General features: G+C 42.4%; 34 protein-coding genes. 27 read left to right on the forward strand and 7 right to left on the reverse strand.

Annotated elements, in window-relative coordinates; genetic code table 11:
* Nucleotides 1-5 precede the first annotated feature (5 nt).
* The 16 genes from CCC17_RS06795 (at nucleotide 6) to rsfS (ending at nucleotide 10,834) form a co-directional block, all read left to right on the forward strand.
* A complete protein-coding gene (locus CCC17_RS06795; RefSeq protein WP_287082786.1) occupies nucleotides 6-932 on the forward strand; it encodes an AEC family transporter in 927 nt (308 codons plus the stop codon).
* 22 nt (nucleotides 933-954) lie between these two features.
* Nucleotides 955-1,416, forward strand: coding sequence for an NUDIX hydrolase (locus CCC17_RS06800; protein ID WP_021652616.1), 462 nt, complete (start codon nucleotides 955-957; stop codon nucleotides 1,414-1,416).
* Between the two features lie 32 nt (nucleotides 1,417-1,448).
* Nucleotides 1,449-1,721 (forward strand): hypothetical protein, encoded by a 273-nt coding sequence (locus CCC17_RS06805; RefSeq protein ID WP_287082827.1) that lies wholly within the window; start codon nucleotides 1,449-1,451, stop codon nucleotides 1,719-1,721.
* Entirely contained in the window at nucleotides 1,649-2,101 is a 453-nt protein-coding gene (locus CCC17_RS06810; RefSeq protein ID WP_270389447.1) for an alpha/beta hydrolase, read from the forward strand. Before CCC17_RS06805 ends, CCC17_RS06810 begins: the two co-directional genes overlap by 73 nt.
* A complete protein-coding gene (locus tag CCC17_RS15200) occupies nucleotides 2,041-2,241 on the forward strand; it encodes a hypothetical protein (RefSeq protein WP_442859771.1) in 201 nt (66 codons plus the stop codon). Before CCC17_RS06810 ends, CCC17_RS15200 begins: the two co-directional genes overlap by 61 nt.
* Nucleotides 2,242-2,701: 460 nt before the next feature.
* Nucleotides 2,702-4,573 carry a TIGR03960 family B12-binding radical SAM protein gene (locus CCC17_RS06815; RefSeq protein WP_287082787.1) on the forward strand — a complete coding sequence of 624 codons (1,872 nt, stop codon included), beginning with the start codon at nucleotides 2,702-2,704 and terminating at the stop codon, nucleotides 4,571-4,573.
* The gene (locus CCC17_RS06820; protein ID WP_334292737.1) at nucleotides 4,548-5,264 is read left to right on the forward strand and encodes a TIGR03936 family radical SAM-associated protein; all 717 of its coding nucleotides are present in this window, start codon (nucleotides 4,548-4,550) and stop codon (nucleotides 5,262-5,264) included. Before CCC17_RS06815 ends, CCC17_RS06820 begins: the two co-directional genes overlap by 26 nt.
* A complete protein-coding gene (locus tag CCC17_RS06825) occupies nucleotides 5,248-6,471 on the forward strand; it encodes a ribonuclease E/G (protein WP_059085871.1) in 1,224 nt (407 codons plus the stop codon). The genes CCC17_RS06820 and CCC17_RS06825 overlap by 17 nt, the downstream gene beginning before the upstream one ends.
* Nucleotides 6,472-6,612: 141 nt before the next feature.
* Nucleotides 6,613-6,918: a 50S ribosomal protein L21 gene (rplU, locus tag CCC17_RS06830; protein WP_015525170.1), complete on the forward strand. Its 306-nt coding sequence runs from the start codon at nucleotides 6,613-6,615 to the stop codon at nucleotides 6,916-6,918.
* A 12-nt stretch (nucleotides 6,919-6,930) separates the two neighbouring features.
* Entirely contained in the window at nucleotides 6,931-7,251 is a 321-nt protein-coding gene (locus CCC17_RS06835) for a ribosomal-processing cysteine protease Prp (RefSeq protein WP_015525169.1), read from the forward strand.
* 5 nt (nucleotides 7,252-7,256) lie between these two features.
* Nucleotides 7,257-7,544, forward strand: a complete 288-nt coding sequence (rpmA, locus tag CCC17_RS06840; RefSeq protein ID WP_015525168.1) for a 50S ribosomal protein L27 — start codon at nucleotides 7,257-7,259, stop codon at nucleotides 7,542-7,544.
* 64 nt (nucleotides 7,545-7,608) lie between these two features.
* Nucleotides 7,609-8,901, forward strand: coding sequence for a GTPase ObgE (obgE, locus tag CCC17_RS06845; RefSeq protein WP_114001606.1), 1,293 nt, complete (start codon nucleotides 7,609-7,611; stop codon nucleotides 8,899-8,901).
* Nucleotides 8,902-8,912: 11 nt separating this feature from the next.
* Complete coding sequence (gene yhbY, locus CCC17_RS06850) at nucleotides 8,913-9,203, forward strand: ribosome assembly RNA-binding protein YhbY (RefSeq protein WP_021978046.1); 291 nt, start codon at nucleotides 8,913-8,915, stop codon at nucleotides 9,201-9,203.
* Nucleotides 9,204-9,219: 16 nt separating this feature from the next.
* Complete coding sequence (gene nadD / locus CCC17_RS06855) at nucleotides 9,220-9,861, forward strand: nicotinate-nucleotide adenylyltransferase (protein ID WP_021652068.1); 642 nt, start codon at nucleotides 9,220-9,222, stop codon at nucleotides 9,859-9,861.
* Nucleotides 9,848-10,462 (forward strand): bis(5'-nucleosyl)-tetraphosphatase (symmetrical) YqeK, encoded by a 615-nt coding sequence (gene yqeK, locus CCC17_RS06860; RefSeq protein ID WP_015525164.1) that lies wholly within the window; start codon nucleotides 9,848-9,850, stop codon nucleotides 10,460-10,462. Before nadD ends, yqeK begins: the two co-directional genes overlap by 14 nt.
* A 6-nt stretch (nucleotides 10,463-10,468) precedes the next feature.
* Entirely contained in the window at nucleotides 10,469-10,834 is a 366-nt protein-coding gene (rsfS, locus tag CCC17_RS06865) for a ribosome silencing factor (protein ID WP_015525163.1), read from the forward strand.
* A 176-nt stretch (nucleotides 10,835-11,010) separates the two neighbouring features.
* Here the strand turns inward: rsfS and lexA are convergent, their stop codons facing one another.
* Nucleotides 11,011-11,631, reverse strand: coding sequence for a transcriptional repressor LexA (lexA, locus tag CCC17_RS06870; RefSeq protein WP_015525162.1), 621 nt, complete (start codon nucleotides 11,629-11,631; stop codon nucleotides 11,011-11,013).
* Between the two features lie 214 nt (nucleotides 11,632-11,845).
* Here lexA and CCC17_RS06875 point away from each other — a divergent pair, with 214 nt between their 5' ends.
* From CCC17_RS06875 to CCC17_RS06925, 11 genes are all read left to right on the forward strand, one after another.
* Nucleotides 11,846-13,288, forward strand: coding sequence for an HlyD family efflux transporter periplasmic adaptor subunit (locus tag CCC17_RS06875; RefSeq protein WP_287082788.1), 1,443 nt, complete (start codon nucleotides 11,846-11,848; stop codon nucleotides 13,286-13,288).
* Nucleotides 13,289-13,307: 19 nt separating this feature from the next.
* Nucleotides 13,308-14,000, forward strand: coding sequence for a YggS family pyridoxal phosphate-dependent enzyme (locus tag CCC17_RS06880; RefSeq protein ID WP_173745777.1), 693 nt, complete (start codon nucleotides 13,308-13,310; stop codon nucleotides 13,998-14,000).
* Nucleotides 14,001-14,024: 24 nt separating this feature from the next.
* Complete coding sequence (locus tag CCC17_RS06885) at nucleotides 14,025-14,678, forward strand: cell division protein SepF (protein WP_173739457.1); 654 nt, start codon at nucleotides 14,025-14,027, stop codon at nucleotides 14,676-14,678.
* Nucleotides 14,679-14,682: 4 nt separating this feature from the next.
* Nucleotides 14,683-15,435, forward strand: coding sequence for a YlmH family RNA-binding protein (locus CCC17_RS06890; protein WP_021652062.1), 753 nt, complete (start codon nucleotides 14,683-14,685; stop codon nucleotides 15,433-15,435).
* Nucleotides 15,436-15,455: 20 nt separating this feature from the next.
* Nucleotides 15,456-16,547: a 3-dehydroquinate synthase gene (gene aroB, locus CCC17_RS06895; protein WP_110103147.1), complete on the forward strand. Its 1,092-nt coding sequence runs from the start codon at nucleotides 15,456-15,458 to the stop codon at nucleotides 16,545-16,547.
* Between the two features lie 62 nt (nucleotides 16,548-16,609).
* The gene (lspA, locus tag CCC17_RS06900) at nucleotides 16,610-17,080 is read left to right on the forward strand and encodes a signal peptidase II (RefSeq protein ID WP_242872557.1); all 471 of its coding nucleotides are present in this window, start codon (nucleotides 16,610-16,612) and stop codon (nucleotides 17,078-17,080) included.
* A gap of 47 nt (nucleotides 17,081-17,127) precedes the next feature.
* A complete protein-coding gene (locus CCC17_RS06905; protein WP_015525156.1) occupies nucleotides 17,128-18,042 on the forward strand; it encodes an RluA family pseudouridine synthase in 915 nt (304 codons plus the stop codon).
* Between the two features lie 102 nt (nucleotides 18,043-18,144).
* Nucleotides 18,145-18,786 carry a cytidylate kinase-like family protein gene (locus tag CCC17_RS06910; protein WP_022427272.1) on the forward strand — a complete coding sequence of 214 codons (642 nt, stop codon included), beginning with the start codon at nucleotides 18,145-18,147 and terminating at the stop codon, nucleotides 18,784-18,786.
* A gap of 170 nt (nucleotides 18,787-18,956) precedes the next feature.
* Nucleotides 18,957-20,384: an AI-2E family transporter gene (locus tag CCC17_RS06915; protein WP_173740289.1), complete on the forward strand. Its 1,428-nt coding sequence runs from the start codon at nucleotides 18,957-18,959 to the stop codon at nucleotides 20,382-20,384.
* Nucleotides 20,381-20,830, forward strand: a complete 450-nt coding sequence (gene dtd / locus CCC17_RS06920) for a D-aminoacyl-tRNA deacylase (protein ID WP_015525153.1) — start codon at nucleotides 20,381-20,383, stop codon at nucleotides 20,828-20,830. Before CCC17_RS06915 ends, dtd begins: the two co-directional genes overlap by 4 nt.
* Before the next feature lie 213 nt (nucleotides 20,831-21,043).
* Complete coding sequence (locus CCC17_RS06925; RefSeq protein WP_022427274.1) at nucleotides 21,044-22,105, forward strand: tyrosine-type recombinase/integrase; 1,062 nt, start codon at nucleotides 21,044-21,046, stop codon at nucleotides 22,103-22,105.
* Between the two features lie 221 nt (nucleotides 22,106-22,326).
* On the opposite strand, the gene CCC17_RS06930 is transcribed toward CCC17_RS06925, so the two are convergent.
* The 6 genes from CCC17_RS06930 to CCC17_RS06955 all read right to left on the reverse strand — a co-directional run bounded on the left by CCC17_RS06930 (nucleotide 22,327) and on the right by CCC17_RS06955 (nucleotide 26,601).
* A complete protein-coding gene (locus CCC17_RS06930; protein ID WP_092070005.1) occupies nucleotides 22,327-22,584 on the reverse strand; it encodes a hypothetical protein in 258 nt (85 codons plus the stop codon).
* A gap of 159 nt (nucleotides 22,585-22,743) precedes the next feature.
* Nucleotides 22,744-23,574: a rhamnulose-1-phosphate aldolase gene (gene rhaD, locus CCC17_RS06935; protein ID WP_287082789.1), complete on the reverse strand. Its 831-nt coding sequence runs from the start codon at nucleotides 23,572-23,574 to the stop codon at nucleotides 22,744-22,746.
* A 390-nt stretch (nucleotides 23,575-23,964) separates the two neighbouring features.
* The gene (gene cyaB, locus CCC17_RS06940; RefSeq protein WP_022427276.1) at nucleotides 23,965-24,537 is read right to left on the reverse strand and encodes a class IV adenylate cyclase; all 573 of its coding nucleotides are present in this window, start codon (nucleotides 24,535-24,537) and stop codon (nucleotides 23,965-23,967) included.
* A 4-nt stretch (nucleotides 24,538-24,541) separates the two neighbouring features.
* Nucleotides 24,542-24,889, reverse strand: coding sequence for a hypothetical protein (locus CCC17_RS06945; protein ID WP_015525145.1), 348 nt, complete (start codon nucleotides 24,887-24,889; stop codon nucleotides 24,542-24,544).
* Between the two features lie 174 nt (nucleotides 24,890-25,063).
* Nucleotides 25,064-25,936: a DegV family protein gene (locus tag CCC17_RS06950; protein ID WP_092070011.1), complete on the reverse strand. Its 873-nt coding sequence runs from the start codon at nucleotides 25,934-25,936 to the stop codon at nucleotides 25,064-25,066.
* Nucleotides 25,937-25,959: 23 nt separating this feature from the next.
* A complete protein-coding gene (locus tag CCC17_RS06955) occupies nucleotides 25,960-26,601 on the reverse strand; it encodes a GNAT family N-acetyltransferase (protein WP_148446934.1) in 642 nt (213 codons plus the stop codon).
* Nucleotides 26,602-26,676: the final 75 nt, after the last annotated feature.

The following is a 26,676-nucleotide window of genomic DNA, read 5'->3' on the forward strand; positions in this document are numbered from 1 at the left end:
GAGAGATGGAAGTTTTGGAGATTGTTTTGCCTGTACTGGCGATGATCATTCTTGGAATCCTGTGCAGAAAATGGAAACTTTTAGATCAGAGTGGTGTCAATAACATGAAAACACTGGTAACAAATATTATGCTTCCTGTGGCAATTTTTCATGCACTGGCAACAGCAGAGTACAGTGGAAAGATCGGAATTTTGGTTCTGATCATGTTTGTGATGCTCTTGATTTCATTTGGGGCAGGATTCTGGATGAAAAGATTTATGGACGAGCCATATAAGAAATATCTTCCGTTTCTGGTCTGTATCTATGAAGGTGGAATGATGGCTTACCCGTTGTATACAAGTCTTTGTGGCAGCGAAAATCTTTCACAGATTGCAGTGCTGGATATTGCGGGACTTCTTTTTGGATTCAGTGTGTATATGGGAATGCTGGGACAGACGGAAAACGGGGAAAAGATCAATGCAAAAAGCCTGTTTTACAGTGCATTGCGAACCCCTGCTTTTATAGGAACGGTTCTTGGAATTATTGTGGGACTGACACGAATGATCACCCGGCTTCTGGACAGTCCTTTTGGCAATTGTTATCTCAGTGTGGAGAATATTCTGACAACGGCCATTACGCCGATTATTCTTATTGTAGTTGGGTACAGTATGGAACTTGCGCCGGAACTTATCAGCCCCTGCCTCAAAACTATATTGCTGAGAGTCCTTTTGCAGGCAGTGATGATTGCGGGAGTTCTCATGGCAGTAAAATATTTGGTAGGAGGTTCCAGGCTTCTGAACCTGGCGGTTATTACATATATGTCCTCGCCTGCTACATTCAGTATGCAGACTTTTCTGAGAAAGAAAGAGAGCAGTGCTTATGCATCCACAACAAATTCTCTGTATTGTGTGGTCTCAATCCTGGTTTATATCACACTGGCAGTGGCAGGATGATGGAACTGAAAGAAGGGATCAAATGACGACAACGACATTATGTTATATAGAAAACGATGATAAATTCCTGATGCTTCACAGAGTAAAAAAACAGGATGATATGAATGAGGGTAAATGGATCGGCGTTGGCGGGCATGTGGAAAGTCAGGAAACTCCGGAAGAATGCCTTGTTCGTGAGGTGAAAGAGGAAACAGGGCTGACACTTACCTCCTATAAGTTCCGTGGCCTGGTGACATTTATAAACAGTGAATGCGAATCAGAACTTATGTGTGTGTTCACGGCCGATGAATATGCAGGAGAACTGATTGAATGTGATGAGGGAGAACTTTGCTGGGTTGACAAAGCCATGGTGCCGAATCTTCCGGCATGGGAGGGGGATCAGGTATTTCTTGATCTGCTCCTTTCAGGAGAAAAACGCTTTTTTTCTGTAAAATTGCAGTATGAAGGTGACAGACTTGTAGAGAAGAAAATTCATTTGTATTAATAGTAGATTGTTTCATAGCTGGAGGGGAAATCATGTTTAATAAAATGATTGCACAGCAAACCGCAAAAAAAGAAAAACTTCTTGATAATTTTCTGAAAAAACATGAAGCGGAATATCCGTTTCCGGAAGATGTGGAACTCATTTATGACATTGACTATATGGGAGATGGAAAGCCCTGTCATTTCATGGATATTTACCGTCCCCGAAAAATTATGAAGGAAAACTTCCAGTCATGTTTAACCTGCAAGGAGGCGGTTTTCTCCTTGGGAAAAAAGAAGAGGGCCATTTGTTCTGTGCAGAAATGAGTCAGAGAGTTTTTTTGGTGTTCTCATTTGAATATCCGCTTGCACCGGAAGCGTTGTTTCCGCAGATTCTTAAGGATCTGATGACAGGAATGGGAAATGCAAAGAGATATTTTGAAATCTATGATGGTGACGGAGAACATATTTATATGACAGGAACCAGTGCGGGGGCGAGCCTGTGCGTATATCTGGCCGCTATGTTAAAAAGTCCTGAATTGGCAAAGGCTTTTCAGGTTGTTCCAAATGATCTGAAAATTCGGGCGCTGGGTCTGGCAAGTGGAATGTATTCAAAGAAATTATCCGAAACCTGCCACCGTCATTTCTGGTCACAGCTTATGGAGATACTCTTCGAAATTACAGCAGACAGTATGCAAAAGCGATAAAAAAAGCCGGTGTGATCTGTCATCTTGAAGATTATGAGGTGGACAAAAAACTTCCGCATGCTTTTAGTACAACTTTTCCTGAAATGGAGGAAAGTAAACGTGCAAATACGCAGATGGTGGAATTTCTTTTTAAATACTGATGAAATGCCAGGAAACCTTACTGGAGTCCGGATCCGGATTATTCTCCCTGCACAAGGATGCAATCGCTATATACAGTTAAGAACACAATTTTCTTGAAATCCTAACCATAGATGATTATAATAGGGAGAAGGTATGTCAATTTTGTGCTATTAGTGATATTTGGCATTGCATTGTATTTTAATATACAAAATGCCATTTTTCTTTACGATAAGTTCGCGAAAATCCGCAGGATATTAACTGTTTGTGGGTAATGATAACCATTGTTGGCAAGTTGAAAAAATGTCCATTTTTGACCAAACGGGGTTTTGGGCATCATTTTATAGCAACTTTTTACACAAGAATTGGCTTACAAATATAAACATTTGAATTGGCTTACAAATATAAACATTTTTGATGTTTCACTGAATTTTATATCTTTAAATTCTTTGTGAAATATTACTAATTTTAGAAAGGGATATAATGAGAAAATTAGCATTAAGTGATGAAATTTTGCTCAAAGTTGATAAAGCTGCCCGCTATATTGGCGGCGAAGTCAACTCTGTAATGAAAGATAAAAATGAGGTAGAAATCCGTTTTGCAATGTGCTTCCCGGATGTCTACGAAATCGGCATGTCCAACCTCGGTATGATGATCCTCTACAACATGTTCAACCAGCGTGAGGATGTTTGGTGTGAGCGCCTTTTTTCTCCGTGGCCGGATCTGGATAAAGTGATGAGGGAACAGAATATCCCGTTATTTGCACTGGAGTCCCAGGAGCCGATCCGTGATTTTGATTTTCTTGGTATTACTCTTGGTTATGAAATGTGTTATACCAATATCCTTCAGGTACTGGATCTCAGTGGTATTCCGCTGAAAAGCGCAGACCGTGGTGAGGATTTCCCTATTGTGATCGGTGGCGGTGCCTGTGCGTATAATCCGGAGCCGCTGGCACCTTTTTTTGACATGTTTTATATCGGAGAAGGGGAAACGGTTTATGATGCACTTTTTGATGCATACAAGGCCAATAAAAAGGTTGGCGGCAGCAGGAGAGATTTCCTTCTGGCAGCAGCTAAGATTCCTGGAATTTATGTTCCGTCTCTCTATGAAGTTACCTATAAAGAAGATGGTACGATCGCATCCTTTGCACCGACGGCGGATGGTGTTCCTGAGAAGGTCCAGAAACAGCTGATCATTGATATGGAAAAGGAATATCGTGCTGTGGAGGCACCGGTCGTTCCTCACATTAAGGCAACACAGGATCGTGTAACTCTTGAGATCCAGAGAGGATGCATTCGAGGCTGTCGTTTCTGCCAGGCAGGTATGATCTATCGTCCGACCCGTGAACGTGATGTGGAGACTTTGAAGGAATCGGCGCGTATCATGCTGAAAAATACAGGACACGAAGAGATTTCCCTTAGTTCCTTAAGCTCCAGTGACTATTCCCAGCTGAAAGAACTGGTAAACTTCCTGATCGAAGAGTTTCATGGAAAGGCTGTTAATATTTCCTTACCATCTCTCAGGATCGATGCGTTTGCACTGGATGTTATGAGTAAAGTGCAGGATGTAAAGAAAAGCAGCCTGACTTTTGCTCCGGAGGCCGGTTCTCAGCGACTTCGTGACGTTATCAACAAAGGTCTGACAGAGGAAGTGATCCTCCATGGTGCGGGCGAAGCATTCAAGGGTGGCTGGAATCAGGTGAAGCTTTACTTTATGCTCGGTCTTCCCACAGAAACAGAAGACGATATGAAAGGGATTGCTCATCTGGCACAGAAGATCGCAGAGACCTATTATGAGGTAGTTCCGAAAGAACAGCGTAAAGGTAAGGTACAGATCAACGTCAGCACATCTTTCTTTGTGCCGAAGCCGTTTACCCCATTTCAGTGGGCACCAATGTATACAGAGCAGGATTTTGTGGAAAAAGCCAAGGTGGTTAAAAATGAAGTCCGCGCCCAGCTGAATCAGAGAAGTATCCGTTATAACTGGCATGAACCGGATGTAACAGCGCTGGAAGGTTTCCTTGCACGTGGTGACAGACGCTGTGCGGATGTAATTTTAAAAGCTTATGAAAAAGGTGCCCTTTACGATGCCTGGACAGAAAATTTTGATTATGATATCTGGAAGGAAGCTATGGTTGAATGCGGAGTGGATATGACATTCTACACACTTCGTGAAAGAAGCCTGGATGAGATCCTTCCATGGGATTTCATTGATACCGGTGTCAGCCGCAGATTCCTGGAGCGTGAATGGCAGCGTGCAAAAGAGGGTGTTGTGACGGAAAACTGCCGTCAGAAATGTTCCGCATGTGGAGCTATGAAATTTAAAGGAGGTGTCTGCCTTGAAGGTAAGAATTAAATTCAGCAAAGAGGGTCCTATGAAGTTTGTGGGACATCTGGATACCATGCGTTATTTCCAGAAAGCACTTCGTCGTGCAGAGCTTCCGGTAGCGTTTTCCGGTGGATACAGCCCGCATATGATCATGTCTTTTGCGGTTCCACTTGGAGTGGGGATGGAGAGTCTCGGAGATTATTTTGACCTGGAAATGGCAGAAGATATGCCTACTGCAGAGATCGCAGCCCGTCTGGAGGAACAGATGGCAGAGGGGATGCATATCGTTAGCGTCCGCAAGGTAGAGGATGGAAAAGCGGGTAAAGCGATGGCACTGGTGGCAGCAGCAGATTATCTTGTGGAGTTCCGTCCGGGCAAAGAGCCTTCGATTGACTGGAAAAGCCGTGTGAAAGAATTTCTGGCACAGCCGGAGATCAAAGTGACCAAGCAGACCAAGCGCAGCGAAAAGGAGATCGATCTTCGTCCGAATATCTATAAAATGGAAGTAAGAGAGAATGGGTTCTTTTATATGCTGGCATCTGCAAGCTCTAATTATACGAAGCCGGAGATGGTAACAAACACCTTTTTCCACTGGATTGGAGAAGAACTTCCGGAATTTGCCTTCACAGTGAAACGTCTGGAAATGTATGCCGATAAAGGAGAGAATGCAAGCCCACGTTTTGTGACTCTGGAATCATTAGGTGAGGAAATTGAGTAAACTGATCATAACAAGAATGGAGATCCATGGTGTGCCCTGTACAGTAGCAGCCCTTTCGGAGGAGGAACGGATCGTTGAGATCCGACTGGAATCCGATCAGGAAAAATCCATTCTTGGAAATATATATACCGGACAGGTCGAAAATATCGCATCCAATATCCAGGCGGCTTTTGTGCAGATCGAGCCTGGAAAGAGATGCTACTATTCTCTTGCAGAGGCACAGAGAGCTGTTTTTTCCGCAGGAAGAAAAGGAAACGGACCATTGCGGCCTGGAGATGAGCTCCTGGTACAGGTGAGCAGGGATGCCATGAAGGGAAAACTTCCGGCACTGACATCCAATCTGAATTTTACGGGAAGATATCTTGTTCTCACTACAGGAGATAAAAAGTTTGGTCTGTCTTCCAAGCTGGCACTGGAAGATCGCCATCGCCTCAGCGGATGGTTGAAAGAGGAAGCAGAGCGTCCGGATAAGGAATTCGGTATCATTGTCCGGACCAATGCCGCAGACGCTTCCAAAGAAGAGATCCTGAAGGAACTGGAGTGGCTGAAGGGCCGCTACCATAAAGCCGTAGTTCAGGGACGGAACCGTACCTGTTTCAGTCTTGTACTGGAGACAGAACCATTTTATGTGGCGGCTGTAAGAGATGCTTATGGCCGTGACCTGGATGAGATCATTACCGACGTGCCGGAAATCAGAGAAATGATCCTGGGATATCTGGAAGAGATCAGCCCGGAGCTTAAAGAAAAGCTTCGTTTTTATCAGGACAAACTTCTTCCGCTTTATAAGCTGTATCGCGTGGAAACTGCACTGGATGCGATCCAGAAAGAAAAAGTATGGCTGAACAGCGGCGGATTTCTGGTGATCCAGCAGACGGAGGCCTTTGTATCCATTGATGTAAACAGTGGAAAATATACCGGAAAGAAGAAAATGGAAGAAACCTTCCGCAAAATCAATCTGGAAGCGGCTGCGGAGATCGGCCGGCAGTTACGGCTGCGTAATCTTTCAGGTATTATCCTGATCGATTTTATCAACATGGAAAATCCGGATCACAGAGATGAACTCTTTCATGTTTTACAGAAGCTTCTCAGAAAGGATCCGATAAAGAGCAGGGCCATTGATATCACACCATTGCATATCCTGGAAATGACCAGAAAGAAAGTAAGACGTCCGGTGATCGAGGACATTCGTGAGCTTACAAAAAAATAATAAAAATATCAAAAAAACTATTGACATAACAGTATGTCACTGTTATGATAATCGAGTATGCCGCACAAAGAGGTTAAAGAGCTTCAGTTTCAGAACAGGAGCCACCGAATTTGGCGAGTAAATAATTAGGAGGTGCCACAGATGTACGCAATTATTGCAACAGGTGGTAAACAGTACAAGGTTGCCGAGGGTGACGTAATTAAAGTTGAAAAGCTCGGTGTAGAAGCTGGTGAAACCGTAACATTTGACAACGTGATCGCAGTCAGCAATGACGGATTAAAGGTTGGCGAGGATGTAAAAGATGCCAGTGTTACCGCTTCTGTAGTTGAAAACGGTAAGAATCGCAAGGTCATCGTTTACAAATACAAACGCAAAACTGGATATCACAAGAAAAACGGACATAGACAGCAGTACACCAAAGTTAAGATCGAAAAGATTAACGGTTAATCTGGTGTCATCATGATTACAATTAAAGTCAGAAAGAAAAACGGATCTTACGAAGAATTTATTTCGAAGGGACATGCCGGTTATGCAGAAGCCGGACAGGATATTGTCTGTGCTGCGGTATCTGCACTGATCATTACCACGGTGAATTCTCTTGAGAAATTCACAGATGATAAATTTGATGTGCAGGAAAAGGATGGATTTGTTTCCATTCATTTCAGAAATGATCTTTCTGAACGGGGGATGCTCCTTATGGATTCCTTACTTCTCGGTCTGACGGAAATTGCTGGTAGTTATAACAATCGATATTTGACAGTAAAAGTCAAGGAGGTGTAACAACAATGATGAAGATGAACCTTCAGTTATTCGCACATAAAAAGGGAGTTGGTTCTACAAAGAACGGTCGTGATTCCGAGTCTAAGAGATTAGGTGCGAAAAGAGCAGACGGACAGTTTGTAAAAGCCGGAAACATTCTTTACAGACAGCGCGGAACCAAGATTCACCCAGGTGAAAACGTAGGCTGCGGTAAAGACTATACTTTATTTGCACTTACAGACGGAGTCGTAAGATTCACAAGAAAAGGTCGCGATAAGAAACAGGTTTCTATCGTTCCTGTAGACGCAGAGTAATGAAATAGGTAAAAGGCTTCAAATCGATCCGGTTTGGAGCCTTTTTTTGGAATAGAGGTGTAATATGTTTGCAGATAGAGCAAGGATCATTATCCGCTCCGGTAAAGGCGGCGACGGACATGTAAGCTTCCGACGTGAGCTGTATGTACCCAATGGCGGGCCGGATGGCGGCGATGGTGGCCGTGGCGGTGATGTGATTTTTGAGATCGACGAGGGCCAGAATACTCTTGGAGACTACAGACACAGAAGAAAATATAAAGCTGAGGATGGCCAGGAAGGCGGTAAAAAACGCTGCCATGGTGCAGACGGTAAGGATGTGGTCCTGAAGGTTCCGGAAGGTACGGTGATCATGGATGCGGAATCCGGCAAGGTCATCGCGGATATGTCCGGTGAGAATCGCAGACAGATCGTATTAAAGGGCGGTCGTGGTGGAAAAGGCAATCAGCACTATGCAACAGCTACCATGCAGGTACCGAAATATGCCCAGCCTGGACAGCCGGCTCAGGAACTTGAGGTTCTCCTTGAGCTTAAAGTGATCGCAGATGTCGGTCTGGTAGGATTTCCGAATGTTGGTAAATCTACTTTCCTTTCCCGTGTGACAAATGCACAGCCGAAGATCGCCAACTATCATTTTACAACGTTGAGCCCTAATCTTGGAGTTGTAGATACTGATAACGGCGGCTTTGTTATCGCTGATATCCCGGGACTGATCGAAGGTGCATCGGAAGGTGTGGGACTTGGACATGAATTCCTCCGTCATATTGAGCGTACACGAGTTATCATCCACATTGTAGATGCCGCTTCCGTAGAAGGTCGTGATCCAGTGGAGGATATCCACAAGATCAATAAAGAACTGGAGGCCTACAATCCGGAAATTGCAGCAAGACCGCAGGTGATCGCAGCCAACAAGATTGACTGTATTTTTGATGATGGCGAAGAAAGCCCTATTGATCAACTGAAAGCAGAATTTGAGCCACAGGGTATTTCGGTTTATCCAATCTCAGCCGTTACCGGGCAGGGTGTCAGAGAACTCCTTTTCCATGTGAAAGAGCTTCTAGATAAGAGCCCGATGAAACCGGTAGTGTTTGAACAGGAATTCTTCCCGGAAGATGTTCTTGTAAATGAAAATCTTCCGTTTACTGTGGAGCGCAGCGAGGAAGATCCGGAAGTATTCCTTGTGGAAGGTCCTAAGATTGAAAAAATGCTTGGCTATACAAATCTGGATTCTGAGAAGGGATTTGCCTTCTTCCAGAAATTCCTGAAAGAGGGCGGTATCCTGGAGGAACTGGAAAAAGCCGGTATCCAGGAAGGCGATACGGTTCGTATGTATGGCTTTGATTTTGATTATTATAAATAAGAGGTATGACAATGACAAGTAAGCAGAGAGCATATTTAAAAGGCCTTGCCATGACAATGGATCCGATCCTTCAGCTTGGCAAGGGTGGTCTTACTCCTGAAAATACCGCTGCTGTTGAGGAAGCTCTTGCAGCAAGAGAGCTGATCAAGATCAGCGTTCTTCAGAACTGTCTGGAGGATCCACGTGAAATGGCACAGGTTCTTGCAGAGAGAACAAGATCTCAGGTAGTACAGGTGATCGGTAAAAAGATCGTTCTCTACAGAGAAGGTAAAAAGGACAAGAAAAAAATCATTCTTCCGTAATCTCGGGAGGTTATAAATGAGCAAAGCAACAAAAAAAATAGGAATCATGGGTGGTACTTTTGATCCCATTCATATGGGGCATTTGATCCTGGGAGAAAAAGCCTATGAACAGCTTGAGCTTGATAAAGTTTTGTTCATGCCCTGCGGAAATCCACCTCATAAACGGAACCGTAAGGGCAGAGCGACTGATGAACAGCGTGCGGAAATGGTCCGTCTTGCCATAGAGGATAATCCTCACTTTGAGCTGTCTCTGATCGAGATGCATGAGGAAGGCTATACGTATACTTACCGGACTCTGGAACAGCTGAATAAAGCGAATCCGGACACAGAGTATTATTTTATCATCGGTGCAGATTCGCTTTTTAATTTTGATACCTGGATGGAACCGGAACGCATTTGTCAGGAAGCAGTACTGGTAGTGGCAACCAGAGATCATACTCCATTGAAGGAACTTGATCAGCAGATGCAACTTCTGTCACAGAAGTATAACGGGAATTTTATTCGACTGGATACCATGAATATTGATGTTTCCAGTGAGCTGCTCCGTTCCTGGCATGAAAGCGGGCAGAGTCTCCGCTATTATGTTCCCAAGCCTGTGATTTCCTATATTGAGAAAAACGATATCTATAAAGGAAATGATTCAGATGGGAAAATATGATTTTATCAAGATAAAAAAGAAACTTTCCAAATATCTGGATGAGGCCAGATTTGAGCATACAATGGGGGTTATGTACACTTGTGCTGCGCTTGCCATGGTTTATGATTATGATCTGGAGGATGCACAGGCTGCAGGACTTCTTCATGACAGTGCAAAGTGTATTCCTAATAAAAAGAAACTGAAGCTGTGCAGCCAGCATGATATTCCGGTATCAGATTTTGAAAAGGATCATCCGTTTCTTCTTCATGCCAAACTGGGGGCTTATGTGGCCAGCAGTAAATATGATATTAAAGACGAAGAGATCCTGACAGCGATCACTTATCATACAACAGGAAGACCGGGAATGAGCCTTCTTGAGAAGATCGTATATATTTCAGACTATATTGAACCAATGCGTGACAAAGCTCCGAATCTTGCGAAGGTGCGAAAGATTGCTTTTGAAGATCTGGATGAGTGTATGTATGAGATTTTAAAGGATACACTGGAATATCTGGAGGAAAATCCCAAGGAAATTGACAGTACGACCAGGGATGCTTATGTTTATTATAAAGAACTCCATGACAGAAAAATGCAGGATGCAGCCAACAGACAGGAGGATTAAAATTCTATGAGTATCGAAAAAGAGATGGTCCGGATCGCCTGCAAGGCACTGGATGATAAAAAAGCAAAGGATATCAAGATCATTGATATCCATGAGGTTTCCGTGATCGCAGATTATTTTGTGATCGCAAGTGCTTCCAACCAGAATCAGGTACAGGCAATGGTTGACAATGCAGATGAAATGCTTGGCCGTGCCGGATATGAAGCAAAACAGATCGAGGGAACCAGAAACTCCAGCTGGGTCCTCATGGATTACGGTGACATGATCATCCATATCTTTGATGAGGAAAACAGACTTTTCTACGATCTTGAGAGGATCTGGAGAGACGGCAAGATTCTTGATGCGGAAGAATTTCTTGGTGAGAATGAGTAAAATTTGTTATATTGGTTTACTGTAAAAATATTATGTGAACTAAATAAGAAGAAATCAAAAAGCAGAAGTTTTCTGCTGAAAAAAAGAGAGATATCTTTGTGGGGCTGTACAGCTACCTTAAAGATATCTCTCTTTTTAGATCACATTACATTGGGTGGGATCTGTTGTTTATATTTTCATGAAAAGAAACGAAATACACCAAATACTTTGCCGAGGATCTGCAGATTACCGGTGATGATGATCGGTTCCATATTGTCGTTCTCCGGCTGAAGTCGATAATAACCATTTTCTTTGTAGAAAGTCTTAACTGTTGCAGAATCATCGATCAGAGCAACTACCATGTCGCCGTTTTCTGCTGTTGCCTGCTGCTTTACAAGAACCTGATCTCCATCAAAAATACCTGCATTGATCATACTGTCGCCTTTGACAGTCAGCATGAAACTTTGTTCATTGGGCATATATTCAGCCGGGATCGGAAAGTAAGCATCGATATTTTCCACTGCCAGGATCGGCTGTCCGGCAGCAACAGTGCCTACAAGAGGAACATTGACAACCTCGCGGCGGACCAGATTGAAATTATCATCAATGATCTCGATCGCACGGGGCTTGGTGGCATCTCTGCGGATATATCCGTTTTTTTCCAGAGCTTCCAGATGGGAGTGAACGGAAGATGTGGATTTCAGGTTTACTGCTTCACAGATTTCACGGACGGAGGGCGGAAAACCTCTGTTAAGGATCTCATTTTTCATATAATCCAGTATTTCCTGCTGCTTTTTACTGATTCTGCCATATGTCATGTGTACTTACCTCCCTGGGTTGATTTTATCTGCTGTCGACCATAATATGACAGCATCACGAAATTATATTTTGAATAGTATAACATACTTTTGAAAAAATGGCAAACGGATATTCGGAAAGTATGTTCGCACGTTTTAAAGCTTGTATTCATTTAAATAAAATGTTACAATAAAACGAACTTTAAGAGATGAACGATGTAAAGGAGGCATTCATTTGCCGGATAATAAAGTACATTCCGGAAAAACTCCGGGATTCTTAGCAAAGCTTCGTAAAATTTTTGGTCTGAACATTGGAACTGTAATGTTCGGAGCAATTTTTATCTATATGATCTTTAGTGTGATTCTTTATCTTACAGCTTCTCATATGGAATCTTATCAGGTTCCCTCCGGTCCGTTATCCATGAATGAGACATACACAGGGCTGACGATCATGACAGAGAACGTAGTGCAGGCAGATGCGGGCGGTTACGTTACATATTACGCAAGGGAAGGTACCAAGATCAATGCCAACGGTGCTGTCTACAGCCTGAACAGTTCAAGATCTGCAGACAATGTAACCTCTCTGAGCAGAGAGGAACTGGCGGATATACGCAGTAATATGCAAAGCTTTTCCAAAGGATTTGATCCCAGCAAATTCAACAGTGCCTATAGTTTTAAATATCAGCTCAATGGAAGCATCCTTCAGTATGCTTCAGACAGTTCGGGAGCTTCTTCTGCAAGCACGACGTCTGAAGATGGAGAGGAAGCCACAGTTACAACAATAGTTTCCAGTGATCCGAATATCCGCCGTGCGCAGACAGACGGGATCATCCTGTATTCTACAGATGGCTACGAAACCAAAACCGTTGATAATGTCACAGCTGCTGATTTTGATCAGAATTCCTATCAGGAAACGGATCTGAAAACAGATGGACAGATAAAGGCCGGAGATGATATTTATACGATCATTACAGATGAACGCTGGAGTCTTTTGATTCCTTTAAGTGAGAAGCAGGCTGCTAATCTGAAGGAGCGTACATCGATCCGTGTCAAGTTCCTGAAAGATGATCTGACGCAGACAGGAGACTTTTCGATCATGGAGATCGATGGGGCTAAATACGGTAAGATTGATTTTAATAAGGGACTGATTCGATATGCGTCAGACCGGTTTCTGGAAATAGAACTTGTCACGAACAATGTGACAGGTTTAAAGATCCCGTTATCTTCTATCGTAACGAAGGAGTTTTATGCAATACCTTCCAAATATCTTACGACGGATGATGAAACACAGCAATCCGGATTTATGCTTTCCGGAAGAAATAAAAAAGGCGACAGTACGATAACCTTTGTCAGTGCCGGTATCTATGGCCGTGATGAGATCATAGACAAAGAAACACAGGAAACAAGCTATATTTATTACGTAGACAAGAATAAATTTAAAGAAGGCGATGCTCTTGTTGAGCCGGATAGTGGAGAGAAGTTTATCATCGGAGATACAGAAGTTCTGGAGGGAGTTTTCTGTGTCAATCAGGGATATGCGGTATTCCGCCGGATCGAGATCCTGGATGAAAATGAGGAATATGCGGTTGTATCAAAGGAAACCTATAATGGGCTTGTCCGATATGACCGTATTGTGAAAAATGCAGATAAAGTAAGTGAACAGGATATACTTTACTAATTAAAGGAGGATTTATATCATGGTAGCGGAAAATTTGGCACAGGTGCGGAAAAATATTAATGAATCCTGCAATAAAATTAACAGAGATCCGAATGAAGTCACACTGATCGCAGTAAGCAAAACCAAACCGGTGGAGATGCTGAAGGAGGCTTATGATGCCGGAGCACGTGTCTTTGGAGAGAACAAAGTGCAGGAGATCGTGGATAAATATGATCAGATGCCTTCAGATGTCAAATGGCATATGATCGGACATCTTCAGCGTAATAAAGTAAAATATATTGTGGATAAAGTTGCAATGATCCATTCTGTAGATTCGCTTCGCCTGGCCGAGACGATTGAAAAAGAAGCAGCGAAAAAAGCGGTTATTGTTCCGATCCTTATAGAAGTAAATGTAGCGCAGGAAGAAAGTAAATTTGGTCTGAAACCGGAAGAAGTTTTACCGCTTATAGAACAGATCGCAGATTTTTCACACATTCGGATAAAGGGGCTCATGACAATTGCTCCCTATGTTGATAATGCAGAGGAAAATCGCGAAATTTTCCGTGAACTTAAGAAATTAAGTGTTGACATTGCTGCTAAAAACATTAATAATGTTACTATGAGTGTTCTGAGTATGGGAATGACCGGAGATTACATGGTTGCCGTGCAGGAGGGCGCTACGATGGTGCGTGTAGGCACTGGTATTTTTGGTGCAAGAAATTACGCATTATAAGACTAATAAGATTGGAGATTTAAAATGGGCGTTTTAGACAAGTTTTTAGATGCCATCAAACTGAACGACGATTATGACGATGACGAATTGTTAGATGATAGCCTTCTTGAGGATGAGGACGATTATGAGGACGATTTCCTCGATGAAGATGATGATATGGAAGAGAAACCAAAGAAGAAATTTTTTGAGAAATTTTCCAAGAAAAAAAATGACGAGGAAGAGGATTTTCTGGATGATGAGCCGGAAGATGAAACGGTTAAGGCACCTGTTGCCAAGTCATCTGCAAAGACAGCTGCAGCCAAGGCCCCGGCAAGGCAGGAACGTATTTCCAGACCGGCACCTTCTTCCAAAATCACCCCAATGCGTACAAGCAAGCGTTCTTCCCAGGCTGCAAATATGGAAGTTTGTGTGATCAAGCCTACAACCATGGAGGAAGCAAGAGAAATTGCGGATACACTGGTCGATAATTCTACCGTGATCCTGAATCTTGAAGGAATCGATGTGGAGCTTGCACAGAGGATCATCGATTTTACTTCCGGTGCATGTTATTCACTTGGAGGAAGCCTTCAGCAGGTATCCAGCTATATTTTTGTACTTGGACCATATAATGTAGATATTACAGGTGATCTTCAGAATATCCTTGGCGGTTCTGTGCCGTCTGTTAGAGTGGGTTATTAACCTCATGGATAAAGAAGAACTTTTTGTTAAGAGAATCCGTGAACTGGCAAATCTGGCCTATCAGAGAGATATTACCACATTTACGGATTTTCTTAATTTAAATGAACGGAATATTTTAAACAGTCAGAATTTTCATAAGCTGGGTGTTACAGCGGAAGGTTTTGGCGGATATGAGAATGCAGAGCGTCAGATGGTAGCCTTTCACCCTGATGCTCTTGCTTTTACATGGGATTATCCCATTGATTGTATCCGGCTTGAGCCAAAAGCAGTGAAATTTTCAGAAGATCTGACACATCGGGATTATTTGGGAGCGATCCTGAATCTTGGGGTTGACAGGAGTGTTGTTGGGGATATTCTTATAGAAGATCATACTGCGAGTTTTTTTTGTCTGCGTCAGATGACAGATTTTTTTCTGGAGAATCTGTGTCGTGTAAGACATACCACAGTTGTGGCGTCGAAGATAGAAGATCCGGGTGATCTTCCGAGGCCGGAACTGAAACCAGTTAGTGGAACCTGTGCGTCCGTACGCCTGGATTCTCTGATCGCACTGGCTTTTGGGACTTCCAGAAGCAGTATTGTGCATTGTATTGAAGAAGGGCTTGTTTTTGTAAATGGAAAACTGATCACATCCAATGGTTATGAGCCCAAAGAGGGAGACATCATATCCGTTCGGAAAAAGGGACGTTTTATTTATGATGGGGTATCCCGTCAGACAAAAAAAGGACGTCTTGGAGTACGGATTCTGCTTTATATCTGAACAGCTAGGAGGAAAACGCAATGACAGCATCAAAATTACTTGTAAAACGAGAAGGTGATTTTCATTATCCCATCTGTTTTGAAGAAGATTTTTCTAATCTGGCACAGGTTATGAAGGAAGAAGGACTTGTTGACAGAAAAATCTGCATTGTAACAGATTCTAATGTGGGACCACTGTATGAAGAATCTGTAAAACAGGTTTTAAGTGAGGTAAGTTCCGATATTTCTGTGTTCACCTTTGAGGCAGGAGAAAAAAACAAAAACCTTAATACCGTTTCGGCATTGTATCAGGCCCTGATCCAAAATGGTCTTGACCGAAAAAGTCTGCTTGTTGCATTAGGCGGTGGTGTGGTAGGCGACCTTACCGGATTTGGCGCGGCAACTTATCTCAGGGGGATTGACTTCATTCAGGTACCGACAACACTGCTTGCACAGGTAGACAGCAGCGTTGGCGGAAAAACCGGCGTAGATTTTCAGCAGTACAAAAACATGGTAGGAGCTTTTCACCAGCCACGTCTTGTATATATGAATCTAAGCACTCTTTCTTCGCTTCCGGCAGAACAGTTTGCCTGCGGAATGGGTGAGATTTTAAAAACAGGATTGATCTGTGATGGAGATTTTTTCCGCTATGTATGCTGTGAGCAGAAAGGGATCAAAAAGCTGGATATGGAACGGATTGCCAGAATGGTACGCAGATGCTGTGAGATCAAAGCAGGCGTTGTGGAGCGTGATCCTAAGGAACAGGGAGAGCGTGCGCTTCTTAACCTGGGACATACTGTGGGGCATGCAGTAGAAAAACTTAAGAATTTCACCCTGCTCCACGGACAGTGTGTGGGAGTCGGACTGGTAGCTGCGGCATATCTTTCCATGAAACGAGGACTTCTGACCAAAGAAGAATATCAGGAAATCTGCCAGGGATGTTCGGATTACGATCTTCCGGTGCATGTAGATGGTCTTATCCCGGAAGAAGTTCTTTCCGCAACAAAGAAAGACAAAAAAATGGAACAGGGACATATCAGGTTTATCCTGATGGATGGTATCGGAAAAAGCTTGATCGACAAAACAGTTACCGATGAAGAAATGCTTTCCTGTATTCAGGAGATAACTCTATGATCAGTCGTGTTAACCATCATCAGAAAATGTCTTTTAGTAAGTGTATGTCGGGGGACATTTTTTTGCTGATCTTACTCGTGGCTGCGGATCAGGGAGCAAAATGGCTGTCATATCTGTATCTGAAAGGACAACCATCGGTTTCGCTGATTCCTGGCGTACTTGAACTTCATTATCTCTATCCGGAAAACAGGGGAATTGCGTTTGGAATGTTTCAGGGAAGTGTACTCTTTTTTGCCATTGTGAGTGTACTGTTTCTGGGAGTGATCCTCTATGCATGGATCCGTATTCCGAAAGAGCGGTTTTATCTGCCGTTGCTCACCATTGCTACAGTACTTGCAGCTGGTGCACTGGGAAATTTTATCGATCGTTTTTTCAGAGGGTATGTGATCGATTTTATCTATTTCTCCCTGATCGATTTTCCGGTATTTAATCTTGCGGATGTTTATGTGGTTGTAAGTGGAATTTTTCTGATCCTGTTTGTATGCACGAAATACAGAGATGATGATTTTGCGTTTCTGAATATCAAACAGTGATCCGGGCAGAGATATAATGCATTTATCTGTTCTTGTAGGAGATATAAATGGAAATATATGATTATACAGTAGAAAAAGAAGAATCAGGTATACGAATCGACCGCTATCTTGCTGAGAAAGACAGCGGTCTTTCCAGGTCTTTCCTTCAGAAACTTCTGAAAGAAGGACAGATTACCGTGGGAGAGAAGGCTGCCAAATCTAATTATAAGGTCCGTGAAAATGACAGGATCCATCTGGAGATCCCGGATTCCAGTGAGCCGGATATCGTTCCGGAGGATATTCCGTTGGATATTCTTTACGAGGATGAAGATGTACTGATCGTTAATAAGCCCAAAGGGATGGTTGTACATCCTGCAGCCGGGCATTATCAGGGAACACTGGTCAATGCAGTTATGGCACATTGTGGTGACAGCCTTTCCGGTATTAACGGAGTGATGCGGCCTGGAATTGTCCACAGAATTGATAAGGATACCACCGGGGCACTGTTGGTATGCAAAAATGATATTGCTCACCGGGATCTGGCAGAACAGCTGAAATGTCACAGTATCCGCAGACGCTACCGGGCAGTTGTGCAGGGAAATCTGAAAGAGGATGAGGGAACAATAGAGGGACCTATTGGACGGCATCCGACAGATCGTAAAAAAATGGCCATCAATCATAAAAATGGTAAAGATGCAATAACACATTACAAAGTGCTGGAACGTTTTGGCGAGGCCACGTATGTGGAATGTCGTCTTGAAACAGGTCGTACCCACCAGATCCGTGTGCACATGGCCAGTATCGGACATCCGCTTCTTGGGGACACGGTGTATGGTTCATCCAGAAATCCCTATCATCTGGAGGGACAGGCACTTCATGCAATGATCCTTGGATTTGTTCATCCACGTACCGGGGAATATATGGAATTTACAGCCCCACTTCCGGAATATTTTGTTAAATTGCTGACAAAATTGCGAAAATAGCTGGAAAACTTGTGGAATATAGTGTATAATAACTATATTAAAGAGGAAGCGGAGTTAATATTTGCAAATTCGCTGAATCTGAGCAGAAAGGATGTGGCTGTTATGAGTAACAATACAACAAGTTCTATTATTACTATCGGTCGTAAATATGGCAGCGCCGGAAGACAGATCGGCCAGGAAGTTGCTAAATATTTTGGAATCAAATGCTATGATAAAGAGCTGCTGGAGCACGCAGCCAATGACAGTGGGATCTGCAAGGAGCTGTTTGAGCATCATGATGAGAAGCCAACAAACAGTTTTCTTTATTCTCTTGTAATGGATACTTATTCATTTGGGTATTCCTCAGCCGGATTTACAGACATGCCTATGAACCATAAGATTTTTCTTGCACAGTTTGAGGCAATCAAGAAGCTGGCTTCAGAAGGTCCCTGTGTAATGGTCGGCAGATGTGCGGATTATGCACTTGCAGATAATCCGGATTGTTTCAGTGTATTTGTTCATGCAAACCTTGACTGGCGTATCAACCGTATTGCTCAGAAATACAATAAAAATGCCAAAGAGGCCAAGGACATGATCAACAAAACAGACAAAAGCCGTTCCAGCTACTATAATTATTATACCAACAAGAAATGGGGATCTGCGGACAGCTATAATCTTTGTCTGGATAGCAGCAAGCTTGGCATTGATGGAACTGCGAAGGCAATTATCGAAGCCATTCACATTTATGACAGCCTGAAAAAATAAACATCAGATTTTTAGGCACCCTGCCATTTTATGGCGGGGTGTTTTCTGTATTAGCGCGATACCCTGAAGTCGGAATTTATCTTTGCAGGTTATTGGAAAATAATGTTTATGTTTTTTTTAGACACAAACCAGAGATGCTATGTTATAATCACCTGGTGGAGGAAATTACTATGAAAATTCGTTGGAACCATCGCTATGTGCAGTTAGGTGTGACTGCATTTCTGGTTATTGCTGCCAGTATTTTATTTTATTACGGGATTTTCCATATGAAATCTCTGATTACCGGAATTAAAACATTTTTCGGTATTATGGCGCCGATCATTTACGGAGCTGCCATAGCATATCTGCTAACCCCCATTGTTAATTTTCTGGAGCGGAAGATCATTTTTCCGATTTTTGAAAAAAGGAATACAACATTTCAGAAAAAGGGGAGGAAAGTAGTACGCTGGATCTGTGTGATCCTTTCTGTATTTCTTATGTTTCTGGTCATTTATGCCCTTGTCATGATGATCCTTCCTCAATTGATTCGAAGCATCATGAATATTATCTACAGTTTTCCTCATTACGTAAGTGTAGTGGAAAACTGGTTAAATTCCGTCGTGGAAAAGGGATGGAAACTGAATCCGGATATGATCAGCCAGATCAATCAGTATTCCAGCAGATTACAGGAGTATCTGACAAATACGATCCTTCCCCAGATGCAGTTTATGATGAAAAATATATCCGCAAGCTTTCTGGATCTTCTTGTTTTTTTGAAGAATTTCCTTATTGGAGCGATCGTATCTCTTTATATACTGGCGGATAAAGAGGGATTTGTTGCCAAGGCAAAAATGGCTGTTTATGCAGTTCTTCCAACCAAATGGGCAACCTTTCTTGTTCATTCCATGCGTTTTACGCATAAAACCTTTGGTGGATTTATCAGCGGAAAGATCCTGGATTCCGCAATTATCGGTGTATTGTGTTATGTTGGAACATCGATCATCGGAACCCCATATGCGATTCTGGTCAGTGTGATCGTCGGTGTTACAAATGTTATTCCGTTTTTCGGGCCATATCTGGGAGCAGTTCCGTGTTTTCTTCTTATTTTGCTGGTAGATCCCATTCAGAGTTTGTATTTCCTGCTCTTTATTCTGATTCTTCAGCAGTTTGACGGAAATATCCTTGGACCAAAGATCCTGGGTGAGTCGACCGGACTGTCCAGCTTTATGGTTATTGTTGCAATCATGGTCGGTGGTGGTTTATTTGGAGTTCCGGGAATGATCGTTGGAGTTCCGGTATTTGCTGTGCTGAATGCTGCCGTATGGAAGCTGATCGGACGTAGTCTTGATGAAAAAGATATGTCTGCAGATGCTGAGTTTTATAGAGATATTGATTGTGTAGACCCCGTTTCCGGAAAGGTCCTGCCAATGCCGGTGAAAAAATCCGTATCAAAAGCACAGGAAGTTACAGTAAAAGCGGAAAAAAACAGAATCTGGTCCGGGGCTTGGGATGAAATTAAACGAATGTTTACATTTTTAGTTAAATTTATTCAGGCGAAATATATAGGCTTTCGATTGAAGCAGAAAAACAGACGGAGACGGAGGAAGAACAGGTTATGAAATTTGTAATTCAGCGTGTAAATCATGCAGAAGTCAAAGTAGACGGAGAAATTGTCGGAAAAATCGGAAAAGGGTTTCTTGTTCTGATCGGCGTTGGCCGTGAGGACACCAAAGAGGATGCAGACTGGTATCTGAAAAAACTTTTGGGACTTCGTATTTTTGAGGATGAAAATGGAAAGACCAATTTGTCTCTGGCAGATGTAAACGGGGAATTGCTTTTGGTTTCACAGTTTACCTTATATGCAAACTGCCGTAAGGGAAATCGTCCAAGCTTTATAGAAGCCGGTGCACCGGATGAAGCAAATAAATTATATGAATATATTATTTCGGAAGCCAGTAAACAGGTTCCGGTTGTGGAACACGGAATTTTTGGTGCAGATATGAAAGTATCTTTGGAAAATGACGGACCGTTTACCGTTATTTTTGATGAAAACCTCAGAGGGTAACGACAAATAATAATAAAAAGTGCTTCCATAAGGAGGCACTTTATTTACTTGAAAATTTATCAAAAACAGGCAATTTTGCAGGAAGTAGCTGTTTATACTACCTATCTATTTGAAAAACTCGGGTTTGTCGTATAGATATAGATGAGTGTAAAACCACTTCTTTTAACAGGTGTTTCAGGTATTTCCTGCAAATTTATATATTAAGGAGTTTTTATGGATAACAAAATTACTTACCACGAACAAAATGACATTGACAATACTTTAAAACTCCGTGAGGTTTTAAAAACGCTTCCGCCATTTTGCAGGGATTATTTCCGGGCTATTGATGCAACGACTACAACCAAGACCAGAATTTCCTATGCATATGACATTCGTATATTTTTCCAGTTTTTACTGGAGCAAAATCCAATGTTCAAAGACAAAACCATGTCGGATTTCACAGTTGATGTTCTGGATCAGGTCAAGGCTGTTGATCTTGAGGAATATGAAGAATTTCTCAAAGTTTATAAATCCGCGGACTCTTCCAAAACGGAAACAAATGGTGAACGTGGCGTCAAACGTAAAATTTCTGCTTTAAGAAGTTTTTATGCTTACTATTATAAACATGAAATGATCACCACCAACCCGTCTGTTCTGATCGATGTGCCCAAGATCCATGATAAGAATATTATTCGTCTGGATACAGATGAGGTTGCCATGCTACTGGATTATATTGAGCATTGCGGAGATACGCTGACCGGGCAGAAACGGATGTACCATGAAAAAACGAAGGACAGAGATCTTGCTATTGTTACTCTCCTTCTTGGTACCGGGATCCGAGTATCGGAATGTGTCGGACTGGATGTTGAGGATGTAGACTTCAAAAACAATGGAATCAAAGTTACCCGAAAAGGCGGAAATGAAATGGTTGTATACTTTGGTCCTGAAGTAGAAAAAGCGTTGAAGAAATATCTGGAAGTCAGGGAGAATATTACGCCTCTGGCAGGCCATGAGCACGCTCTCTTCTATTCTACCCAACGCCGCCGGATCGGTGTTCAGGCTATCGAGAATCTGGTTAAAAAATATGCCAGGGAGATCACAACTACAAAAAAGATCACCCCGCATAAGCTTCGCAGCACCTATGGTACTGCCCTGTACCAGGAAACCGGTGATATTTACCTTGTAGCGGATGTTTTGGGTCATAAGGATGTCAATACTACTAAGAAGCATTATGCGGCTCTGGATGATGCTAGACGGCGTCAGGCGGCCAAGGCGGTACGTCTTCGCGAGGACTGATGAATAATGGGACTGCGGAGCAACTGATTCGTTTGACATGCATTGCATATAAATATAGAGACAGTTAGTTCACATAATATAAATTATGTAAATCAACTGTCTCTATATATTTAATCAGATCAAGAAAATCTCAAATTCCCTGTAGGGTTCAAAAAACCTTAAGCAGTGATTATGGACATCTGTATTATATCCATGACCCAAAATCAAAATCCGTACTTAACTTATTTATCAAAATCTGTCTCGAATACACCTTCCGGAGTACGCATGGTAAGAACACCCAGATTAAATTCACTGTCCATAATTGAGATATGATATTCAAAGATCACATCATCATCAAATTTGGAAAGCAGCACATAGCTTCCATTCTCTTTCCCATCGATCTGATCGCAGATGTCGTCGTAAACTTCCTCTCCGGAAATCTTTCGCGGGTATCCGCTTGCCTTGATCTTCTCTTCGATCGCTTTATATAATTCTTCCATACCTTATCCATATCCTTTCTGATATTAATTTGCTGATAAACCAGATATGTTTTTATCATACCAGATTTATCGGCAAAAATCAGCAAATATTTGGTTGTTTCTGCTAAAGTTTCAGATAGGAGTACAATTATATAATATAAAACTGTGTAGCCGAAGAATTTATTTTTTCTCGTAAAGGAATTCTTCCGGCAAAGTTACTTTGAAATCTTTTGCAAGGGCGCGGAAGTTATTCGGTGTGATAGTCTGCAGCTTCTGTGGAGCCATGGATAAGATCTTAACCAGGATCTCTGCGGATTTTTCAACGGTATGAAGAAGTCCGAAGGTCAGGTCGAAATCCTCGCCTGAGCAGAACATACCATGATGCGCCCAGATAACCACATCATATTTTTTCATCAGTTCAGCGGTTTTGACAGCAATATCTCTTCCGCCTGGAACCATCCATCCGATAACTCCCACACCATCCGGAAATACTACCGGACACTCTGTTGCAGATTCCCAGAGTTCACGGGTAAATACTTTGTCATCAAGGGGAAGAACAAAGGTAAGTGCAATGGTATTGGTAGTATGTGCATGATAAATAACACGATGTCTTCCGTTGGTAAGTTTTTTCTTTACTTCATGGTTCATCAGATGAGTTGGAAGCTCACTGGTGGGACGACCGCCTTCCACAAGACCCCAGCGGACACGGTAGTTGGTTCCTGTTTCGTCAAGCTCGATGATCGCAAGACATACTTCCGGGTCAACGATGATATTACGGAAATATTTACCGCTTCCTGTTACCAGAAAAAATTCGCCTGCCAGTCCCGGAACCTCAACACCGATGGGGGTCCATTCTCCAGGTGCGTTCAGTCGTGGACGGATCATCTCTACTTCTTCTGCTTTCAGACGATAGCTTAAGTTTCCACCGTTTCTCTCGTGCCATCCCTGCTGATATCCATCGTCTGCCATTTTGATAAAGCCCTGTACGAATTTAGATTCAAGAATTTTCATAATATATTCCCTCCGTGTTTAAATGTGGTTTGTTGTTGTGTTTGCGATTGCTTTAATATGTTTTCTTGTTGTTTATGACTTCATTATATGCCCGATTGTGTGGATTTGTAAAGGGCTTTTTTGAAAAAATATCAATAAATCCACATATAAAATGCGAAAAATCTTGTAAACATTCAATAAACCACATGAAAATAAACACAAAACAACAAAAAACACAATTGGTCAATAGTAATGACATGTACATTGAATGTGGTTTGGTGTTGCTTTGTGATGTGGGATTTATAGTATGGTAGATAAACTTGGAACGCCGAAGAATTGTAAGAAAAGAAAAAACAGGAACATTTCCGTATTCTGTACCTTTGATACTCACACGAAAATATTCCTGCTGGTTTAAAAAAGATTTTTATTTAATTTTTTCGGAAGCATACTGAGATAAGAAGTCTGTACAGTGTCCGACATGTGATATCCCAATATGGCAAGCAGATCTTCCATTTTGGATAAAATTTCTTTCCGCTCACTTTCCTGCTCTGCGATCACCTCAAGCTCCAGAAAGTCTCCAAGTCCCTCTACCTGATCCAGACAGGCGGTAAATCTGCCACATTTCATATACTTTCGCATTTTCATGACAGACGCTACCGGAGAAAAATCCAGATGGATGAGAATATTTTTAAGCACTTCTGCATCGGATACTTCTGTTTCCAGTTCCATTCGGGACATGGAGATTTTATCCAGTTTGGGCCCCTTAAAATTAATCTGAGTCTTAGAAATACCGGATCTGCAGTCTGTGCTTGTTCGGATACGCAGTGCTTCATCACGTTTTTTTACATCGTGATAGACACTGTTAAAATAGGTATCTTCTTCCTGAATCTGTGCTGTCTCCTGAAATCCCTGATCTGTCAGAAATTTCAGGGTTTCCTTAAGATTCTTTAATGGAAGCTTGATCTCAATTTCAAACTGGGCCATGTGATTACTTCAGAATTTCTGCTTTTTTGTTCAGAAGTGCTTCGCAGGCTGCACATGCTGGGCAGTCACAATATTTTGCACCGGAAGCTTTGATCTCTTCAGCATGAGCCAGGATCTTTTTTGCGTCATCTGCGCCAAATACCTGTGCGCCCATGTCAGAACCTGCAAAAGAGATCAGTCCGTCGATGGGCATGATATCTGCTTCCAGCTCTTTTACGTAAGCAGTTGCCGCATCTGCTTCTTTCTCAGTTCCTGCCGCATCCAGATAATTCTGTGCCGCTTCTTTTACTTCTTTGCATGCAGATGGTGCCTGAAGAAGATCCTGTGTTAATTCTTTAATTGTTTTTGCCATGATAATTTCTCCCTTCTGATCACAGCACTCCCAGAAATTACTGCATCAAGTTCAGCTGTGCAGAACATGAATGGTTGGAAGTGCTATAATAACAGATAAAATCTGCCTGTTATGTATTGATAACAATATCATACCACAACCCTGGATTATTTGCAGAAAATATTGAGACGTTTTTTATAAAGGCATGCAGGAACATCCGATTCCCAGTCCGTCCGGGCCAATATGGCAGGAAAGTCCAAGGGAAAGATCATCACACATCACATCCATTCCCGGAAAGCTTTCCCGGATCTGTGAGATCCAGTCTGCGGTAACTTCCGCAGTGCTGCTGGAGGCAGCCATGAGATATACTTTTCCGGCATCATATTCTTTTTTGAAAGTTGTTTCCAATTCTCTGTGCATAGCATCGATCATGGCTTTTCTTGATTTTTTCATGCCTCTGCATTTCTGGAAAACATCCAGTTTACCGGTTCCAAATTTCATAACCGGTTTGATATTGAGAAGATTTGCGGCCAGTGCTGTGGTGGTATTGATACGGCCTCCCTTTTTCAGATATTCCAGTGTGCTTAATCCGACATAGATCACGGTTTTTTCACGGGATGCTTCCAGAATATCCTTGATCTGCGGTGCTGTATATCCATCTTCCACCAGGTCTATCGCATCCAGAATGGAACGGTGAAGGGGTGTGGAAACACGCCCGTTGTCTACCACAAACACTTTGTTTTCGTATTTGGGTTCCTGAGACAAGGCGGCAGCAGTCATGCAGGAACCGCTTAAACTACTGCTCAACGGAATGTAGAGGATCTGATCATAAGATAAAAGCATTTCGTCCCACATTTCCATAACTTCCTGTGGGGAAGGCTGTGAAGTTGAAACATCTGCTCCTTCACGCAGCTTCTCATAAAATCCTGTTCTGGAAAAATCCAGGTCTTCATGAAACAGTTCTCCATTCAGATAAAAAGGCATGGGAAGGACATGAATATCCAGTTCCTCTGCTTCTTGTTTTAAAATGCCACTGTGGCTGTCAGCCATGATTCCAATTTTTTTCATTTTCCATTTATCTCCTGCGTAATTTATGAATGTGTTTCGCAACGCGGTTCTTTTTTGTAAAGAGCTACACTTTCCCGGAAGCGTTTTTTGTTCAGCTCCCGCATCTGGGAAACCTCGTTTTTCTTTACGAAACCATGACTTTCCATAAAGGTTCTTTGATCTAGCTGGTCCATATATATGGAATAATCCGTATCCTTCTCTGTTGAAATCTGTTTGAGAAGCCCGGTACCGATTCCGTTTCTGCGGTAATCTTTGCTTACATAAAGAAAGAGGATATTTCCGGGAGTCGGTTTCTCCGGGGAAACAGTCAATTGTTTTTTCATATCCTGAAGTTTGTTAAAATGCTCCAGATTCTTCCGGCCTTCCTTAGTAAACTTCAGGCGCAGGAAATGATAGCCTTTTTTCAAACGGAAAACCGGGGCAAAATGGCCATGAGATTCTTTACCGGTAATGAGCACCCCAACTACCTGATCACGGTAGGTTGCCACGGTAACGCTATCTCTGTATATCATATAGGTGTAAAAGAAAAGTCTGGTCAGACGTTTTTCGGTATGTGTTTCCTCAAACTCCCAGCGGTCTTTATAATTTCTTCGGATAAATTCCCGGATCATTGAAAAATCTTCCTTTTCTGCTTTCCGGTAGGCAGGTGCTTTTTTTAATAACATAGTCCATATCTCCTGTATTTTTTCATAAATAACTATCCTATACTTTAAAAGATGATCTGCAACTTAACATCAACT

Origin of the sequence: Blautia sp. LMAG:36, assembly GCF_008680535.1 — a bacterium.
Lineage (GTDB): Bacteria > Bacillota > Clostridia > Lachnospirales > Lachnospiraceae > Blautia_A > Blautia_A fusiformis.